Raw genomic sequence first — 17,671 nt, 5'->3', positions numbered from 1 at the left:
GGCGCTCCTTGACCCAGAAGTACGAGGAGAGAAACCAAACGTACGTAAGCGGCAAGCTGGGGCCGTCAGGCGGCGTGGTTCCATGGCATAAGCGCGTCGATTTCGCTGCTCGACCAGCCGTTGGCGATACGCTGAAGTGTTACGGTGAGCCAAGCGAACGGATCGACGTTGTTCATCTTCGCCGTCTGCAGCAGCGTCGCGATGGTCGCCCAGGTTCGTCCGCCGCCGTCGCTGCCAGCGAAGAGGCTATTCTTTCTGGTAATTGTCTGTGGCCTGATTGCGCGTTCGACGATGTTGGAGTCGAGCTCGATGCGACCATCGGTCAGGAAGCGTTCGAAGATGGCACGGCGCGAGATGGCATAGCGGATCGCCTCGGCCAGTTTTGATTTGCCGGAGATCCGCCGCAAGATCTGCTGCCAGAGATCGAAGAGATCTGCGACGACCGCCGCGGAGGCTTTTTGGCGCGCGGCAACGCGAGCGTCGGGGCTTTGACCGCGCACGGTTTTCTCGACTTGCCAGAGCCGTGCCATCCGCTCGACCGTCGCTGTTGCCACTTCCGAGCTCCCTGCAACATGCAGCTCGTAGAACTTGCGCCTGCTGTGTGACCAGCAGCCAGCCAATGTGACGCCATCATTGTCGCGATCGGATCGCGCGAGCTTGTTATAGGCGGCATAACCATCCACTTGCAGGATGCCGCGATAACCATTGAGATGCCGGACCGCGCATTCGCCGGAGCGGCTGTCTTCGAAGCGATAAGCCACCATCGGGGGACCGCTGCGGCCAAAGGTTCGATCATCCCTGGCATAGGCCCATAAGTAGGCCGTCTTCGCCGATCCGGAGCCGGGAGCGAGGGTGGGCAAGGTGGTTTCGTCGGCAAAGATCCGTTCGGCCTTCTTGACCTCACTGAAGATGTAGTCCGCCACGATCTCCAGCTCGAAGCCGAGCTTGCCCATCCATTGCGCCATCAGCTGGCGGTCGAGTTCGACCTGGTCGCGGGCGTAGATGGCCTCTTGCCGGTAGAGCGGCTGGCCATCGGCGTACTTGGAGACGGCGATCTGGGCCAGAAGCGCTTCCGTCGGTATGCCGCCTTCGATGATATGGGCCGGGGCCGGCGCCTGGATTACGCCGTCCGCGTTCTTGAAGGCATACTTGGGACGGCGCGTGACGATCACACGGAACTTGACCGGCACCACATCCAGGCGCTCCGACACGTCCTCGCCGATCAGCACCTTCTGCTTGCCGGCATGCTCAGCCAGCTCTTCCGGCTCAATGACGGTTTCGATCCGTTCCAGATGGGGTGCAAAGCCCTTGCGCCGACGCGGTGCACGCTTGCCATCCGCTTGCTCACGGCCCTTGTTGACCTGGGCCTTGATCGCAGCGACGCCGGTCTCGATCTCCTCGAAGACAAAGGCCTGCTGTTCAACGTCGCCGTCCGCAGAGCCGAGCTTTTCCGATCGTCGGCCGAACCGGGCGCGGTCGAAGGCCTTCAGGATCTGCGACAGCCGCGCAATGCGCTCATCGGCATCGGCGTTGCGGGCCTTGAGATCGGCGACTTCACTCTCCAGAGCATCGGCGCGGGCCGCCTTCTCGGCCATGGCAAGCACCATGGCCTTCAACATCTCTACGTCATTCGGGAGGTTGAGATCGGGCGGCGTCATTGGCCCGACCAGAGCACATTTTGCCCCGCTTCTCTTGCCCTTTCAGGCCGCTGATTCACTTCGCCGCAGTGCTTTTACCCAACAATCTCCGGCGGCTTGACCGCCACGGTCCGGACCCGCTTCCAGTCCATCCCATCCACCAGTGCCATCAACTGCGCGGGGTTGAGCTGCACCCGATGATGCCCGATCCGCGGCCAGCAGAACTTCGCCTTTTCAAGACGTTTTAAATAGAGGCACACGCCGGACCCATCCCACCACACGATCTTTATTCTGTCGGCTCTTTTGGCCCGGAACACATAAAGCGCACCGTCGAACGGATCTGAGCCAGCATCGCGCACAAGCGCAACAAGGCCATCGATACCCTTGCGGAAGTCGACCGGATGGCTGGCCAGGAACACCTTCACACCAGAGGGGATCATGCCGAGCGGACCGCGCGGATCACCCGCTGCAAGTGCGCTTCGTCGACATCCACGCCGGCGCGCACGACGACCTCGCCAATGGCAATCTCGATCACTGCGCCTGCCACAGAAGTCACCACAACCTCGCGACTTGAAGGCCGCGAGGGACAATGCAACTCGGCCCGAGCATCACGGCGCCAGGCGAACAGCTGCGACGGGTGAATCCCGATCCGGCGGGCGATCGCCGATACGCTCGCGCCGGGCTCCAGGGCCTCTGCCGCAACTTGTGCCTTGAACTCGTCCGACCAGCGTCGCCGAAGCTGGCGCGGCGCTCCCTCAAGACGGTCGGCAACCGCTTCGATCATATGGAAGGTTCTAGTTCCAGAACTAGGCGCAGACATAGAAGCTCACATCGGCTCACAAACTCAGCAGCCGATAACCGATCGCTCACCCCCTCCGCCAGACGGGGTCTCCTTGCCGCTTACAAACGTACTCGATCCACGCCAGTTGGTGCGCATCGAGGCCGTGCATCGTGGCTTCCTGTATCAGCACCTCTATCTGACGAATTGCCTGCTGGGCGCGGGTTCGGTTGGCGTCGACAAAATCGTCGTCGAAGGAGACGAGGACGTAGAACTGCATCGGGCGGCCGACTGCTTCTATGTGCAGGTGAAGACGCGGTGGATTCCATTGCGACACTCGTCACGCCGCACGTTTTGAACCAGTCCGCCAGCTCATGCAGGTCTCGCGTGAATGTGCCGAAAGAGCGCACAGGCACGTCAGTGCAAGCGGGGTTCACCGCAGCCATGTGCATCTTTGATCCGATGTCGACGGCGGCGGCCGCGACGTTGACTGGCCTAGGTTCTGGGCGGTCGCCGGCCGTCCTCTTCTTGAGCATGGCAATCCTCCATTCAATAATGAGCAGGAGGGTTTGAGCTATGCCAATCGTCATCTTCCTAATCGGGATCGTCGCCAGGGCGACGTCACCACTCTCAAGTTCGCATGCACCCATGGACCATGTTTTTTAACGGGGATTGTGCCTCCAATAATCGAACGGCCGCTACCCTCCCAGCCGCCGAGGGTAGCACAAGGCTGTTTCTACGCCGCACAGGCGCGCCACTGTGCTGGACAGTTTTTTAAAATGTCGCGCTCCATGCGCAGCCGCTCGTTCTCTCGCTGCAAACGCGCGATCTCTGCCGCGTGGTCCGCCGACGGCAGCGACGCCTGCGTTGTGGGGCGCCGCGTCGCTGCCGTCGGCTCCAGCCGGGCCTCTCGCTGCTCCACCCACCGCCGTAGCACGGAATCGCGCAGGCCAAGCTCCTTGGCCACAGATCCGATCGAGCGCCCGCTCGACGCTACGAGGTCAACCGCTTGCCGCTTGTAGCCGTCCTTAAACGACCGACGTTGACGTCCTTCCATCCGACACCTCCTGGCTCTTCGAGCCTACTACAGGTGTCCATCAATTCGAAGGAGGTTCACTGCTTACCACCTGCCCGGACGCAGTCGCGATAGAGCCACGGTGCCGCGAACGAACCTACCCAGACGCCTAGACCGCCTTGCTCGGCGGCTCGCTGATCTGCGGCGTACCTGCCCTTCGAGCACTGGGACCAGTCTAACGTGTGCCCCTGCGATACAAGCCACTGAGGCAAGTCTAACCCAACCTCGCTGCTCGAAGGGCGGAATGGTCAGTTCGTGGTACTGGGATGAGTTAGGTAGTCGGATGGTTTGCTCTCCGGCAAGGGGGGACGCTGTTTCTAGATGAAATCGGAGAGATCTCCGGCTCATTCCAGGCGACGCTGCTGCGGGTGATCAGGAGCAGGAATTGTAGCGCGTCGGCGGCAGCGCGGGACAATCGGCATGCTTGCCGAGAAAGTCCGCAACCTCGGCCTCGACCGCCAAGGCCAACAGAGCAAGCGCCCATTGCGCAAGATTTCGGTGAGTTGATTGTCGACGTTTCCCGGTTGAATTGTTCTCTTTGGACACGGAAGTGGAGGCGTCATGCCCCCACGATAGCTCGACGTGATGTCAGCGTAGCGCTCGCGAAAAATCCCGATCTGAGGCATGCGTTTATATAGCCCGCATCGCAATATACCAACGTGTAATCGAGCTAGCCACGGGGATGATTGGCACGAAGAGCGCATTCACTCATTATGGCTTAATGGCTATGTACACTCAATTTTACCCGCTATTCGGGGAATCGCAGGAACGTACAGCTGAAGGTGCTGCACCTAACCTATATTCCAGTTTAATCGATGACCTGAGTCAGTTGAATTTCGCAGATGCGGATGACCGTCGGGCATTTCCTCCCACCCTACACAGCATATTTGCAAGGCATGGACTGTTCGGCCTCACTACACAAGTAGAGCACGGCGGATTAGCTCTTCCCTTGCAAGAGGCAATCGACCTCATCTCCGCCACCGCATCCTTTGATATCTCGGCTGCCTCTACCCTCGTCATCCATAACTTCCTGGCCTTGCCCTGCATCGAAGCGGCGCCGCACGTCCCTGAACAAAGGCAGGTCATGTGGGGTGCAACACGCGGCGACCTTTGCGCTTTCGCTTTGACGGAGCCTGGAGCTGGCTCTGCCCCGCGGCATATAGAGGCATCGGCTTTTATACACGGAGATAGAGTTCGCATCACTGGCCGCAAAATCTGGATTGGCCTCGCTGACTGGGCTCGCTGGATCGTTTGCTTTGCCCGAGCCTCTGGTCCAGATGCGAAAGGTCGGCTCGTTGGTGTATTAGTTGATAGGCAGGCTCCGGGTCTAAAGGTCACCCACGAGCATCGCACACTGGGTTTGCGTGGCATTATCCAAAATACTCTGGAGTTCCAAGATGTCGAGGTGCCGAGCGCTTACGTGCTCTCTCGCGATCAAGACGGCTGGGGAGCAGCATCATCTAGCATGAACCGCGGGCGTATCGGTGTGGCGGCAATGGGTCTTGGAGCCCTTGAGCGCGCTATCCAGGTTGCAGCCTCTTATGCGAGCCATCGTCGACTAGGTAAGCTGCGCATGATTGAGAATAGCTATATCGAGCAGTTATTTGGGCAGATGGTACTCCGGCGCGAAGTAGTGAAGGCAATGCTGGATGCTTCCTGCCGACTTGTCTCAGCGCAGGGCGCGCCTAACGTCCACCTTGCATCGGCAACGAAGGTTTTGTCGTCGGAGTGGTGCGGCCTCGTCGCTGATCAATGTGTCCAACTGCTGGGTGGCCGTGGATACGATGAGGGAACGCCTGTCGCTAAAATCTATCGAGATGCCCGCATTCTCCGTATCTTCGAAGGTCCGACCGAGACGCTCCTATCACATCTCGGCCGCTGCCTTCTCTCTAGAGCCACACGTGACGAAATAGCCGATCTTTTTCTGTCTCTTGGTGCGGCGCCAGTCCATGCTGCTGCAATTAAGGAACTCTCTGGGCTCAGCGAGACAGACGGTGCGGTGCTAATCTATGCGGGCTGGCTCGCCACACTAGGACTGGCACAAGCCGTCATATCTGCTGGTTGCTCCTCCGCCTCAGATTGTGCCGCAGCCGCCCCTGACCTGATCAGTTCGGAATTTGCAGCTCTTCGCTCTCGCGCGCCGGCGCGCCCATGTTTCGAAGGCCGCATTCGCGCCAGTCGGACTCTGAATGCCTTTCTTCAAGACGCAGCTTCTTCCATCCGCTCACCTGTCCTCACAGACGATTACCTCAAATTGGAGCAGTATGTCTAATGTCTCGCTAGCAAGCGGAGCGAGGAGGTCGATCCTATGGTCGCCGGCATTGCGAGCACGCCGATTCACGCTCGATCCTCAGCAAGCGCTTGCCACGCCAACAAACCAGTGATCGGGCGGGTCAAGACCGCCTGTCTCCCCGAAGGCGGCGGCGAAGAGCCTAGGAACAGAGGAAATTCGCGCGAGAGGCGAGACCATTTTGAGATTCAAACCATGCGTTACGCTAATGATGGAGCCATTTCGGCCGACACCGGGCAGCCTAGAATCCGGAAGTAGGTCTCTTCGGAAAAGCTACGGCCAACAATTTTTGCGCTCACAGAATTTTGCGGCTCGATAGTTAACATCTAGCGCTAAATACTCGCGGCCATACTTCAGCAAGAATTCGCGGGCTTCATCAGCGGCCCGCCGTATCGCTCCGGAATATAAGCTAGCTGTCAGTTCAGATTCGAAACGAGAGCCCCTCGTCCTCCGCCATGCCGCTTCCATCGACCAGGATCTTCCGAGTAAAGCCCGGTTCTTGCAGAGCTTCAATTCATTCCGCTCGGGCGTCGAAAACATGATCGCATGGCGCAGCGGCCCCTCACCAGACTGCTTGGATTCTCGCAACAGAATAAAGGGCGACTGTCAAAGCGCGCCCGCGGCAACGAATTCTCCCAGTTGACGCCAGACGAAGTCACGAAGTCGAGGAGCTTTATCAAGCCGCCTTCTACGATGCCGGTTAAATGTCTTGTCAAGCGTTGGCTGATTTTATTGCCGTCTCCCTGCAGGACCGGGCTGTCGGCTGGCGCTGAAATCCCGGCTTGCGCCGGGTTTTCACCCTTCGGCTTCCATTCCTGACGGAAACTCCGGCGCGGCGGATATCGTGAGTCGCCGTCGCGGGTCTTGCTCGAAGGCCTTGGTCGCACGTTTTGGGCGTTGGCGTTGCCGACCGACGATACAGGGAGGCAGAGGGGAGCGGCCTTGGCCGTGACGGGTTGAGGGTCGGAGAAGAGTCTTCCGGCGCCCGTCATGGAGATTGCTCCCATGAATACGCAGATTGTTGATGCCAGCCGCCCCCCAGTTTCGGTTACAGGGTGGATGTGAGCCGCGGCGAGCGCGTTGGTCGGGTGTCCTCGGAGTGGTTCTGTCGTCCGGCGGATGAGTTATCTGTCACTCAACGAATTGGCCTGCACGATGCGCGATTGCCCGGACCGCAGCCGGACGCGCGTGGTCGACAGCGCGCTCATCCATGTCGAGGCGAGCGGTACTGATCCTGAGCCCCTGGCCTTGATGCTGCCCGGCTCGGACACGCCGCTCGTCCCGACCCACTGGAGCTTCGGCCAGCTTGCAAGCCAAGTTGGCGCGCCGGCCACTTACCTGCGGCAGCTTCCCGCGACACTCGCAGCAATCAACCTGCTATACGGCCTGACCGCCAATCGCGTCGAGCAGATCAAAAACGCTCTCGAGCGCGCGGTAATGTTTTAACCAGCAACGGTCATGAGCGTTCCTCGCGTTTCGTTTCGGGAGTTCTTGAATCGCAGAATAAGATACTCTGAACGACAGCGCTGCCAAGTGAGCTCGTTCGACCGAAACAATAAGCTTTCGAGAGGAAGTATGAAAGACGGCGGCGGCGGGGCAGTTTCTTCAGCAAACGGTGCCGTAGCAGCCGCTGCATCCGGCTCAGTCTTACCCGCATGGGATTCGACCAAATCTCAGGCCGCCGTATTCCGCGCGGGTGGACATCATGCGACAACGTTGAGAGAGCTATGGCTTGCTGAATTGCGATAGACTGCACGGACCAGTGGAATGCCCCCGTCTGCTTCGGAAGGTGCGCATTTGGTCTCCGAAAGCGACCTTGAGCTCGCTCTTGATTTCGTCCGGGCTCGGGCCGCCGGACCGGTCGAGGGCATTTTTGGTCCCGGGTCGATGACCTGGCGGATCGACCGAGAAGCCATCACCTTTTTGGGCGCCGGTCGTGCCTTGCTGCTTCAGCTGGCGCATCCCTGGGTCGCCGCCGCCGTGGCCGAGCACTCGCGAACCTTCGCGGATCCGATCGGTCGCTTCCATCGAACCTTTGACGTAGTGTTTACGATGGTGTTCGGCTCGCTCGATGCGATGATCGTCGGCCGCCTGCCCGAAGCAATCGGTCCGTTCGAGAGCGGCTCGCCCTACCGCGCCAACGAGGTCGCAGCGTTGCGCTGGGTCCACGCGACCCTCGTCGACACTGCTCTGGCCGTCCACGACCTGATCCTGCCTCCGTTCACGGTCGAAGAGCGCGAGCGCTATTGGGCCGAGAGCCGGCTGTTTGGGGCATTGTTCGGGCTGACGTCGAGCGACTTGCCGGCGGATTGGGACGCGTTCGCCGCCTACACCGCGGCGGTGATGCAATCGGATACATTGTCGGTCAGCACGGCCGCGCGCGAGGTGGCCCGACAGATCTTCGCCGGCGGGCGACCATTGTTGCGGCCGCCGCGCTGGTATCAAACCCTGAGTGCCGAGCTGCTGCCGGACCGATTGCGCACCGGCTTCGGATTTGCCTTTGACGAGTGCGATAGGAAGGCCGCAGAACGTGCCCTTGCACGAATACGTCGCATCCAAAATACCGACCCAGCTTCGCTACGTCGGCCCCTACCAGGAAGCTCAAGCGCGACTGCAGGGAACGCCGCAGCTGGGCTGGACAACCCGGTGCCTGAACAGGGCATGGATAGGACGCCCTAGGTTGGAAGAGCGCTGGAACAGGTGAAGCAGTCCGGGACAGCCGCCGACGTAGCGGCGATCCTTTTGGTCCTCCCGCGACAACCGACACGCGAAAGACTTACGCATCTATCTTCACCAAAACTTCCCCGGCGATGATTTCGGGGTCTCCAAGATTAAGGTCATGCAGGCTTGCTTGAACGAAATCCAGCACTTTATCGTTCGCAGCATTGGCGCTTTCGCGGTCCTCGAATATCATCACAGCGACACCGACGCCATCGCCCCCATCCAATACGTAATAAGATCTGAATCCGTGCGATTCCCTTAGGATCTGACCGATGCCGCTTTTGGCGCGGCGAGCAGCATCCGCAACCGAACGAACCTTGGTGTACTTTCGAATGAAGATGTACATCAGCCACCCATGCGTCTCAGTCCCAACCGGCGCACCAAAGCATATTGGGCCTGTGCTGGGCTAGGACCTACTTCCGCGTTGGTGCGTCGATTTAGTATGCCCGCAGCCACGTCCGATCCTGCCCAAAACAGCCCCGGCAAAGTGAGGGGCACGGTTCAGACACCAAGGGCGAACAGGCGACATGGTCCAAGCTCTTGCGCCGGAATGTCACAGACTTATGTGAGAAGCGGTGAGCACTCGCTTATTGCGACTGCCAATCCAACAATAATCACAAAAGCCAAGGAGGATCGCATGAAATTCCGTCCGCTTCACGACCGCGTCGTGGTCAAGCGTATCGACGCCGAAGAGAAGACTGCGTGGCGGCATCATCATTCCGGACAGTGCCAAGGAAAAGCCCTCGCAGGGCGAAGTCATCGCCGTTGGCCCGGGCGGCCGCGATGAAGCCGCCAAGCTGATCCCCATCGACGTCAAGGTCGGCGACCGGGTCCTGTTCGGCAAGTGGTCGGGCACCGAGGTCAAGATCGAGGCCAGGAGCTTCTGATCATGAAGGAGAGCGACATCATGGGCGTTCTCACCGGGGTCGCCGGCTCCAAGAAGGCGGCCTAACGCTGACCGCCACAAACGCTCATCCCTGCCTCGCAGGTGAGAGACGAATCTCAACTCAAGGAGGAAAATATGTCAGCTAAAGAGGTCAAACTGGGCGTCGATGCCCGCGATCGCATGCTGCGTGGCGTAGACATCCTTGCCAATGCGGTGAAGGTCACCCTCGGTCCGAAGGGCCGCAACGTGGTGCTCGAGAAGTCGTTCGGCGCGCCCCGCATCACCAAGGACGGCGTTGCGGTCGCCAAGGAGATCGAGCTCGAGGACAAGTTCGAGAACATGGGCGCCCAGATGGTGCGGGAGGTGGCGTCGAAGGCGGCGGATGCTGCCGGCGACGGCACCACCACCGCGACCGTGCTGGCTGCGGCGATCGTCCGTGAAGGCGCCAAGTCGGTCGCCGCCGGCATGAACCCGATGGACCTGAAGCGCGGTATCGATCTCGCAGTCGAGGCCGTTGTCTCGGATCTAGAAAAAAACTCCAAGAAGGTGACCTCGAACGAGGAAATCGCCCAGGTCGGGACCATTTCCGCCAACGGCGATGCCGAGATCGGCAAGTTCCTCGCCGACGCCATGAAGAAGGTCGGCAATGAGGGCGTGATCACGGTCGAGGAAGCCAAGTCGCTCGAGACCGAACTCGACGTCGTCGAGGGCATGCAGTTCGACCGCGGCTACATCTCGCCCTACTTCGTGACCAACGCCGACAAGATGCGCGTTGAGATGGACGACGCCTACATCCTCATCAACGAGAAGAAGCTCTCGTCGCTGAACGAGCTGCTGCCGCTGCTCGAGGCCGTGGTGCAGACCGGCAAGCCGCTGGTCATCGTCGCCGAAGACGTCGAAGGCGAAGCCCTCGCCACCCTCGTCGTCAACCGCCTGCGTGGCGGCCTGAAGGTCGCGGCCGTCAAGGCTCCGGGCTTCGGCGATCGCCGCAAGGCCATGCTGCAGGACATCGCGATCCTGACCGGCGGCCAGGCCATCTCGGAAGACCTCGGCATCAAGCTCGAGAACGTCACGCTGCAGATGCTCGGTCGCGCCAAGAAGGTGATGATCGACAAGGAGAACACCACGATCGTCAACGGCGCCGGCAAGAAGGCCGACATCGACGCCCGCGTTGCCCAGATCAAGGCGCAGATCGAGGAGACCACCTCGGACTACGACCGTGAGAAGCTGCAGGAGCGTCTTGCCAAGCTCGCAGGCGGCGTCGCGGTGATCCGCGTCGGCGGCGCGACCGAGGTCGAGGTGAAGGAGCGCAAGGATCGCGTTGATGACGCGATGCACGCGACCCGTGCGGCTGTCGAGGAAGGCATCCTGCCGGGCGGCGGCGTCGCGCTGCTCCGGGCCTCCGAGCACCTCAAGGGCATCCGCACCAAGAACGACGACCAGAAGACCGGCGTCGAGATCGTGCGCAAGGCGCTGTCGGCTCCGGCCCGCCAGATCGCGATCAACGCGGGCGAGGATGGTTCCGTCATCGTCGGCAAGATCTTGGAGAAGGATCAGTACGCGTTCGGCTTCGACAGTCAGACCGGCGAGTACGTCAATCTCGTCAGCAAGGGCATCATCGATCCGACCAAGGTCGTGCGCACCGCGATCCAGAACGCCGCCTCCGTGGCCGCGCTCCTGATCACCACGGAAGCGATGGTTGCCGAGCTGCCGAAGAAGAACGCCGGCGGCCCCGCGATGCCTCCGGGCGGCGGCATGGGCGGCATGGACTTCTAAAGTCCGCGCTCAAGCGATCCAAGAAATGCAAAACCCCGGCAGCGATGCCAGGGTTTTTGTTTGCGCGCAAACTGCCCGAGGTCCTCTGCGTCGCGCAGCCAATGCCGATGATGCTTCGCACAACCTCACGCCGATACAGGAGCCTTCCGCTGCTCACAGCACGCACGTTATGCACAACACTCTCCATAAATATACGTTGGCTTGATTTGACAATTTCAAAAAATTGTCCGCGAGAGTCGCAAACCGAACCGACAGTGGCGCCTTCGTCCCGCAGAGTAGTGTCGGGGCGGGATCGAAGCTCACCCGAAACTCAGAATCGAACACGGAGCGTCAGCGCTGTCGTGACGCATGCAAGCGTTGCGAGGAATGCTTTCGCGCGAGAAGGGGACTGCGCCTTGAGTGAAAGTGAAATGAAAGTCACGGTGAACGGCACGAACATCTTCGGAATGCCGTTGTTGGGTTTCTCGAAGATCGCATTGCCCGGAGTGGTCGGCGATCTAGCTGTGGAGAGCTTTGCTCGAGCGCGCACAGCCTCTGAACAGATGACCGAGGCGTTGAGCGAAACGTACTCGCGCAACGCGGGCGTCGCGACCGATTACGGGCTCAAGGTGCTCGAAATCTCTCACGCCAATACCGCCTTCGCGTTCGATTTGTTCGCCCATCTGCTTGGCAGCGGATCGGCGTCCGAGGTCTTGACCTTGTCCACCGAGCGAGCCCGCAAGGCCTTCGACCAGAACAAGGAATTGTGGGAGCTCGGCCAGAGGGCTACGACAGACATGCGCGGGCAAGTCAAGAAGCACGTCGACAGGGCTCTCCATCACGCCGCCTGAGGAAGGACGGCAGGCCGGCCGGCACAGGAGGCTTACGGCTCTACACCAGCTCTAAACCTTGATATAGTTGAACATGAGGTCGGTTGATCGCTACAACTGTTTTCGCGTCTTCCTTGACCCCACTTGGCTGACGCACCTTCCAAGTTGACGGCCCTGGCCCGCCCCGCCGGGGCCGTTTTCTTTGAGTCCGTCCAGGCGCGACAGCGGCAAAAAAGCCGTGCGACGCGCCCGCGATGTTCAGCTCCATTCCGCGTATCGCCCAGCGCGACATCGAATTGGGTGGCGTGGTGATCGCGAAGAATTTCGCCAGCGCGAACCGGACGACGTGGCCGAAGTGGTGCGTGGCGACGGTCCTGCGGGCGCTGCGCGCCGCTGTGAGGCTCGCGGCGAACAACGCGCGCAACTTCCCGCCAATCTGCCCCTTCAGCATCGGCGTCGAGTAGGCGAGCGGCCTGCTGTGTAGAGAGCACGACAGGGCCGCCGCCAAGGCAGCAGCGCCGAGGGCAACGGCACTGCGAAGTCCACTTAGCCTGCAAGAAATAAATATACGCGGAATCGACAGCTCAAAGGTCGATCTTGATAGCGCAGGCGTATCGTTGGAGCTTCTCAGAGAAGACTCGGTCCCGTTGAGCCAGATGGATCTACGTACGATCTGTACCGTATTTGCTTGAGATGATACTGCAGGATCTGATAGCCATCATACAAGTCGCGTTCGCGCGAGGTATTTCGTGCATATCTAGCATCTTCCGACGTCTCGCGGCCGATCTTTTCAAGCGGATGATGCGAAGATGAAAGAAGTACCCGCACCTCACATTCAGTATGACGAGCAAGCCACCGGGCAAGAAGAGCAATTCGAGAAGGCCTTTGATATTCTATTTGTAAGAGGTCTTGAAGAGGCGACGTCATCCAACATCAACCGATTCGACTCCCATAGGGAGCATTGGTCCACCCGCGGCTCGATGAGGCACTCAAACGTCGGCTGCGGGAAATTTACCGCACGCCTGATCCGGTGGCATTGCTGGCACAGACGCGGGATGCTCAAAATGAGCCGCGCAAGCGCGTTGATCAGCGGGCTGGAAAGCTAACGATGGCTGTCGCGCCGGTGCAAAGCGACTTGGCGGGCTTTGCCCGCGAGCTCGGCGATGTTGGAAACAGGGTGAGCAGCGGGGTATTCATCGGCGCCGCTACGTGCGGCGCAAACCTGTGCCACGTCGGCCATCGATGCTCGACCCCTACATTCCCATCATTGAGGAATGGCTCACCGCGGCTCCGCACTTGTCCGCGGTCGATCTTCTCACCCGCCTGCAAGCGCATGCGCCCGGTCGGTTCGGCCGCCATCAGCGGCGTACGGTGCAGCGATTGGTGAAGAACTGGCGATCAAATTCCGCTCGACAGCTCATCAGCAGCACAGAGATCAAACTATCGGTCCAAGCTTCGTCTCTTACTATCTAATGCCGACAGGTTCTTTCGCCGAATCACCGCAAGCCGCTCGCTCCGGGCGATCTGGAGGGCGCGCTTCGCGAGCGGCTTGCTCCGACTCGCGTCACGCGATCCAGAAGACACCAGGGTGCGCTTCGGTAACATTCTCATCTAAGGCAATATGAGGGAGCAGTTCCGGATGGCGTTTGACACTCCGGCTTTGCTTTTGGAAGGCACTCTGGGCTACGCAAGATCGGTGATTACGAGGAGGCGCAACCTCCGCGAAATGAAATCTAAAACGCGAACGGCACCTCTTCTAGGATGCCGAGGCTAGTTACGCGGCGATCAGGGATTGAAGTGTGCAACAAATCGATTCTTACAATCGATCGAGTGCAGCATACTGATATCGGCGCCGTGCATGCCAGTGGCGGAAGGCTACGCCTCCCTTGTGGGGAGCTGCAGGCGCTTGCAGTGCTGTGACCCAACTGTCGAAGAGCGTCGGTACGGTAAATCCATACGCCACGTTCTGGAAACCGGGGGCGGGACGACCGCCTCCGGTGACCCGGTGCCGGTGGCAAGAGTTCCCCGGCCTACTCACCGTGGCACTGCGCAGTTTACGACGAAAATCAGTCTTGTCCTATCGGCCTAAATCCATCTGCCCGTCAGCTTCTGGAAAGCTGAGCGCCACACCATGAAAGCGCGGATGCCTAGACGGCGATGCCGTCCAGTGAACGCAGTGGACGTGCACCTTTCGGGGTACTCGATGCTCGACCGGAAGCGTGCTTGGCACCATTTGGCCGTAACTCGGAGGCCGGCGCTCAACGCGAGCCTTTGAAATAGTTTTCCGCAGGTCGCAACGCGAACGACCTTCGTCGAACGAGGGCTCGCGCGGCTCAGTCATTTGAGAGGATAGACAGCATGGATTTCAACCCAACAGACCCAGCGAACACGAGCCCACGGCCCGACGCACCACGGTCCTCCGATTCAGCGGGCTTTGAGCATGAGCCGAGCGCATTGCAGGCGCTGGCCGAAGCCCCCGATTACGACCAGGATCGGATTTGGCAGGAGATCGCACCCGCGCCATCGCGGGCAGAGCCATCCCGAGCTGCGGAAGCTTCCGATTTCGGCAGCGATTCGATTTGGCAACACCTTGAACCCGAACTGATGCGTGGTGGGCCATCGCGACCCAGCCCGTCGCAAGCCGGGACCGTTGTCGTGCGCGGGCGCTGGGCGGCCAGAACTCGAAAACTTCGTCCTGCAAAACGGACGTCGCGCCAAGGAGTACGCGCGACTATGACGCGTGACTTTGCGCCGCGACTCTCTGACTTCTGAACGCAGCCAACCATCCGGTCAAATGCGGCCGGTTTCCGCTCGATCAAGAAAGCCGACAATGTTTGAAACATTAAGCCGTAAACCCAACGATCCCCTGCTTGCGCTGATTGGGCTCTTTGACGCAGATCCCCGACCAGACAAGATCGACCTTGGGGTCGGCGTCTATCGCGACGAGGCCGGTCATTCGCCGATCTTTCGTGCCGTAAAGGCTGCGGAGCACCTGATTTGCGAGACCCAGAACACTAAGGCGTACGTGGCGCCGGAGGGTGATCAAACATTCCTTGATTTGCTGTGGTCGTTGGTTGGCGGGCATACGGCAACCATCCACGCCTCTGGTGTGCAGACACCCGGTGGCTCGGGTGCTTTGCGGCTCGCTGCCGATCTGATTCGCGGGACCGGACAGGGTAAGATCTGGCTAGGTCAACCGAGTTGGCCAAATCATGCAGGAATTTTCTCGGGTGCCGGTCTCTCGGTCGAGACTTATCCATTCTTTGATGTTGCCTCGCAGACCATTCTAGTTGACAGCATGATGAATGCACTACACCAGGCCGAGCCCGGCGACGCAGTTTTGCTCCATGCTTGTTGTCACAACCCGAGCGGCGCTGTGCTGACGGCGGACGACTGGCGTCGGATCACCGCGATGATCGCTGCGCGCGGACTTACGCCGTTGATTGATCTTGCCTATCAGGGTTTCGGTGCTGGGCTCGACGGAGACGTCGCCGCGCTTCGTTCGACAATTTCTGCCGTTCCAGAGGCGCTTGTCGCGGTGTCCTGCTCGAAATCATTTGGACTATATCGCGAGCGTACGGGTGCGGTGTTTGCGGTCGCGTCTTTGCAATCAGCTTCAGAGACTGCTCGGTCCAATCTTGTTGCTATCGCCCGCGCCAGCTACTCAATGCCGCCCGATCACGGCGCCGCAATCGTGAAGACCATCCTCAGCTCCCCCGAACTATGCCGGGACTGGCGTGAAGAGTTGGAATCGATGCGTCATCGCCTCCTCGCGTTGCGAAAATCTTTCGTCGACGCATTGGGAGGAAGATGGTCGAATGCCGTCGCCATCGGCTCGCAAGAGGGCATGTTTTCCATTCTGCCCCTCTCACAGACCGAGGTGCTGAAACTAAGGGAAAAGCACGGCATCTACATGCCGACATCTGGCCGCATCAACGTCGCCGGCTTGAAGCGCACCGATGTGGCGCGTGTCGCAAGCGCGATCAAGGCGGCTGTGAGTTCCGCACGGGGAGATGGACCTTGATAGAGGCCTCAGACCGCCGTCAAAGGTTCGATTCCCTACTGGCCCGCCTGCCAGATCATCCCTCCAGGCATATCCACGAACTCCTGCCTTGGAACTGGCGCCCTCCGCGCATCGCTCACGCCGCCTAATCGCAATCGGCGATCCGCCCAAAGCGACCTGACCAGGGCCGTCGCCGGATGCGTACGTCTGACTTCAATCCGATCGAGAATGCCTTCGCCAAGCTCAAAGCGCTCTTGCGTCAGGGCGCAAAACGAACCGTCGAAGGCCTCTGGACCGCGAAGGTGGCATCATTGATCGCTTCACAGCAACCGAATGCCGCAACTACTTCATCGCCGCAGGATACGCTGCAACATGATCGGCGAATGCTCTAGCTTGCGCCGCGGTCTCCTCCACCTTGGCGAGCTTTAGCTCGAGCTGCTCCAGCAATGCGCGTCGCTCGGAGGACTGTCCGAACTGCTCGTGGCGGAGCTTCTTGATCGTGAGTTTGAGCTTCTCGATCAGCAAGGCCCCCTGGGCTTCGGCTTCCGCGGCCAAACAGGCGGCTCGCTTGGGCGAGCCCCCCGGTGTAGTGTCCGGGAGAGCCACTCCAGCCAGCTCCATTAGCCCAAGCCGGGATGAGCCAGTCGAATCTGGAGGGACCGCCGATTGGCGACGAGGTTGTCAAGGTGCAGCGGCTCGTGCGCTGGCCGCTCTCCTTGGGCCAATCGTCGAACCAGCGCCCGCGTGCCGTCCACCACAAAGACGCCGCAATCATAGCTGTTCCGCTGCTGGGCCATGCTGGGTGACTCCAGGCGGGCACGCAGCCGTCGTGCGAGCTGCGCTGCCGCCTCGTGGTTGTGTCCCCGGACGGAGTCGTAGTGATAGGCAACCGGCTCTCCTTGCGTGTGGCAATCAAGGAGCAGCAGCGACCAATGCGTGCCGGGGCGATTAGGATCCATAGCGTCGTTCACTGGCAGGAACAGGAAGTCGGGACCATTACCATTTGGATCGTAGCCGATGCGCTTCAACGCGCGGAGCATGTCGGGCTCGGCGCCGAAGCGCAGTCGATAGTGAGCTATCAGGGGGTCCACGAACTGCGTCAGGGCGGCGAGTTCCGGACGGCTCCGCCGCAACTCCTCCGCTAGGAGCTCGTAATCCCTGTTGATATGCTTGTCGCCCAGCCATTCCTTGGCACCGAGCTCTAGTCTACTGCGGCCGTAGGAGGAGGCTGTCGGATCCATAGCCCCGATTTGAGCATCGGCGGATGTGCGCGGGAAAGGCGCAGAACGAGCATCATCACGCAGCTCCGGCAGCGTGGGCGGATTTAGATCAATCACCTGCGGTCTGGGCGCATCCCGACCAACAAATGATACAGAACCAGCGTAGGTGTCTGAGCGAACCCTGGCAGGATCAGCTGGCGCAAAGTGAGCATCGTCGCGCAACTCGGACGGCGTTGGCGCATTCAGATCAACAAATGGCTCAAGACCAGCGTAGGTGTCTGAGCGAACCCTGGCAGGATCAGCTGGCGCAAAGTGAGCATCGTCCCGCAACTCGGACGGCGTTGGCGCATTCAGATCAACAAATGGCTCAAGACCAGCGTAGGTGTCTGAGCAAACCCTGGAAGGATCGGCTGGCGCAAACTGAGCATCGTCCCGCAACTCGGACGGCGTTGGCGCATTCAGATCAACAAATGGCT

General features: G+C 60.2%; 12 protein-coding genes and 7 pseudogenes. 11 read left to right on the top strand and 8 right to left on the bottom strand.

Annotation, left to right across the window (positions count from 1 at the left end):
• Positions 1-65: 65 nt before the first annotated feature.
• The 3 genes from QJT82_RS31020 to QJT82_RS31010 all read right to left on the bottom strand — a co-directional run bounded on the left by QJT82_RS31020 (position 66) and on the right by QJT82_RS31010 (position 2,421).
• Positions 66-1,658 carry an IS66 family transposase gene (locus tag QJT82_RS31020; protein ID WP_259245110.1) on the bottom strand — a complete coding sequence of 531 codons (1,593 nt, stop codon included), beginning with the start codon at positions 1,656-1,658 and terminating at the stop codon, positions 66-68.
• 74 nt (positions 1,659-1,732) lie between these two features.
• Entirely contained in the window at positions 1,733-2,062 is a 330-nt protein-coding gene (gene tnpB, locus QJT82_RS31015; protein WP_259266178.1) for an IS66 family insertion sequence element accessory protein TnpB, read from the bottom strand.
• 11 nt (positions 2,063-2,073) lie between these two features.
• Positions 2,074-2,421: a transposase gene (locus QJT82_RS31010; protein WP_028345404.1), complete on the bottom strand. Its 348-nt coding sequence runs from the start codon at positions 2,419-2,421 to the stop codon at positions 2,074-2,076.
• 142 nt (positions 2,422-2,563) lie between these two features.
• On the opposite strand from QJT82_RS31010, the gene QJT82_RS31005 reads away from it, so the two are divergent.
• Entirely contained in the window at positions 2,564-2,773 is a 210-nt protein-coding gene (locus QJT82_RS31005) for a hypothetical protein (RefSeq protein ID WP_155258913.1), read from the top strand.
• Here QJT82_RS31005 and QJT82_RS31000 read toward each other — a convergent pair.
• Both QJT82_RS31000 and QJT82_RS30995 read right to left on the bottom strand, forming a co-directional pair.
• Positions 2,733-3,005, bottom strand: a pseudogene (locus QJT82_RS31000) (IS110 family transposase); the annotation flags it as partial. The gene QJT82_RS31005 and the pseudogene QJT82_RS31000 sit on opposite strands and share 41 nt — an antisense overlap.
• Positions 3,006-3,187: 182 nt before the next feature.
• Positions 3,188-3,472 (bottom strand): annotated as a pseudogene (locus QJT82_RS30995) (transposase); the annotation flags it as partial.
• Between the two features lie 700 nt (positions 3,473-4,172).
• Between QJT82_RS30995 and QJT82_RS30990 the strand changes: the two are divergent.
• The 3 genes and pseudogenes from QJT82_RS30990 to QJT82_RS30980 all read left to right on the top strand — a co-directional run bounded on the left by QJT82_RS30990 (position 4,173) and on the right by QJT82_RS30980 (position 8,484).
• Complete coding sequence (locus QJT82_RS30990; RefSeq protein WP_080583664.1) at positions 4,173-5,762, top strand: acyl-CoA dehydrogenase family protein; 1,590 nt, start codon at positions 4,173-4,175, stop codon at positions 5,760-5,762.
• Positions 5,763-6,785: 1,023 nt separating this feature from the next.
• A pseudogene (locus tag QJT82_RS30985) lies at positions 6,786-7,196 on the top strand (DUF932 domain-containing protein); the annotation flags it as partial.
• Between the two features lie 381 nt (positions 7,197-7,577).
• Positions 7,578-8,484: pseudogene (locus tag QJT82_RS30980) on the top strand (oxygenase MpaB family protein).
• A 72-nt stretch (positions 8,485-8,556) separates the two neighbouring features.
• On the opposite strand, the gene QJT82_RS30975 reads toward QJT82_RS30980, so the two are convergent.
• Positions 8,557-8,847 carry a hypothetical protein gene (locus QJT82_RS30975; RefSeq protein WP_028345408.1) on the bottom strand — a complete coding sequence of 97 codons (291 nt, stop codon included), beginning with the start codon at positions 8,845-8,847 and terminating at the stop codon, positions 8,557-8,559.
• Between the two features lie 291 nt (positions 8,848-9,138).
• Here QJT82_RS30975 and QJT82_RS30970 point away from each other — a divergent pair.
• The 7 genes and pseudogenes from QJT82_RS30970 to QJT82_RS30940 form a co-directional block, all read left to right on the top strand.
• Positions 9,139-9,453: pseudogene (locus tag QJT82_RS30970) on the top strand (co-chaperone GroES).
• Between the two features lie 69 nt (positions 9,454-9,522).
• The gene (groL, locus tag QJT82_RS30965) at positions 9,523-11,163 is read left to right on the top strand and encodes a chaperonin GroEL (RefSeq protein ID WP_253592542.1); all 1,641 of its coding nucleotides are present in this window, start codon (positions 9,523-9,525) and stop codon (positions 11,161-11,163) included.
• Positions 11,164-11,573: 410 nt separating this feature from the next.
• Positions 11,574-11,993, top strand: coding sequence for a phasin family protein (locus tag QJT82_RS30960; RefSeq protein ID WP_244436076.1), 420 nt, complete (start codon positions 11,574-11,576; stop codon positions 11,991-11,993).
• Between the two features lie 233 nt (positions 11,994-12,226).
• The gene (locus QJT82_RS30955) at positions 12,227-12,436 is read left to right on the top strand and encodes a hypothetical protein (protein ID WP_028344432.1); all 210 of its coding nucleotides are present in this window, start codon (positions 12,227-12,229) and stop codon (positions 12,434-12,436) included.
• Positions 12,437-12,781: 345 nt separating this feature from the next.
• On the top strand, positions 12,782-13,078 hold the full coding sequence (locus QJT82_RS30950; RefSeq protein WP_028344433.1) for a hypothetical protein: 297 nt from the start codon (positions 12,782-12,784) through the stop codon (positions 13,076-13,078).
• 1,724 nt (positions 13,079-14,802) lie between these two features.
• A complete protein-coding gene (locus QJT82_RS30945) occupies positions 14,803-15,996 on the top strand; it encodes an amino acid aminotransferase (protein WP_028344434.1) in 1,194 nt (397 codons plus the stop codon).
• 182 nt (positions 15,997-16,178) lie between these two features.
• Positions 16,179-16,351, top strand: a pseudogene (locus QJT82_RS30940) (IS630 family transposase); the annotation flags it as partial.
• A gap of 20 nt (positions 16,352-16,371) precedes the next feature.
• On the opposite strand, the pseudogene QJT82_RS30935 reads toward QJT82_RS30940, so the two are convergent.
• Together QJT82_RS30935 and QJT82_RS30930 are read right to left on the bottom strand one after the other, a co-directional pair.
• A pseudogene (locus QJT82_RS30935) lies at positions 16,372-16,497 on the bottom strand (hypothetical protein); the annotation flags it as partial.
• A gap of 98 nt (positions 16,498-16,595) precedes the next feature.
• The coding region (locus QJT82_RS30930; protein WP_281446668.1) for a Ulp1 family isopeptidase at positions 16,596-17,671 on the bottom strand (1,076 nt) is incomplete at its 5' end.

It is taken from the genome of Bradyrhizobium sp. Mp19 (assembly GCF_029952935.1).
Classification (GTDB): Bacteria; Pseudomonadota; Alphaproteobacteria; order Rhizobiales; family Xanthobacteraceae; genus Bradyrhizobium; species Bradyrhizobium elkanii.
Note: the sequence above shows the minus strand (reverse complement) of the source record. Positions and strands in the feature narration are given on the sequence as shown.

Excerpts from the sequence above, each read along its gene's own strand:
- QJT82_RS30945 (WP_028344434.1), top strand. The coding sequence starts at position 14,803 with ATGTTTGAAACATTAAGCCGTAAACCCAACGATCCCCTGCTTGCGCTG.
- groL (WP_253592542.1), top strand. The coding sequence starts at position 9,523 with ATGTCAGCTAAAGAGGTCAAACTGGGCGTCGATGCCCGCGATCGCATG.
- QJT82_RS31020 (WP_259245110.1), bottom strand. The coding sequence starts at position 1,658 with ATGACGCCGCCCGATCTCAACCTCCCGAATGACGTAGAGATGTTGAAG.
- QJT82_RS30955 (WP_028344432.1), top strand. The coding sequence starts at position 12,227 with ATGTTCAGCTCCATTCCGCGTATCGCCCAGCGCGACATCGAATTGGGT.
- QJT82_RS30950 (WP_028344433.1), top strand. The coding sequence starts at position 12,782 with ATGAAAGAAGTACCCGCACCTCACATTCAGTATGACGAGCAAGCCACC.
- QJT82_RS30975 (WP_028345408.1), bottom strand. The coding sequence starts at position 8,847 with ATGTACATCTTCATTCGAAAGTACACCAAGGTTCGTTCGGTTGCGGAT.
- QJT82_RS30960 (WP_244436076.1), top strand. The coding sequence starts at position 11,574 with ATGAAAGTCACGGTGAACGGCACGAACATCTTCGGAATGCCGTTGTTG.
- QJT82_RS30990 (WP_080583664.1), top strand. The coding sequence starts at position 4,173 with ATGATTGGCACGAAGAGCGCATTCACTCATTATGGCTTAATGGCTATG.
- QJT82_RS31010 (WP_028345404.1), bottom strand. The coding sequence starts at position 2,421 with ATGATCGAAGCGGTTGCCGACCGTCTTGAGGGAGCGCCGCGCCAGCTT.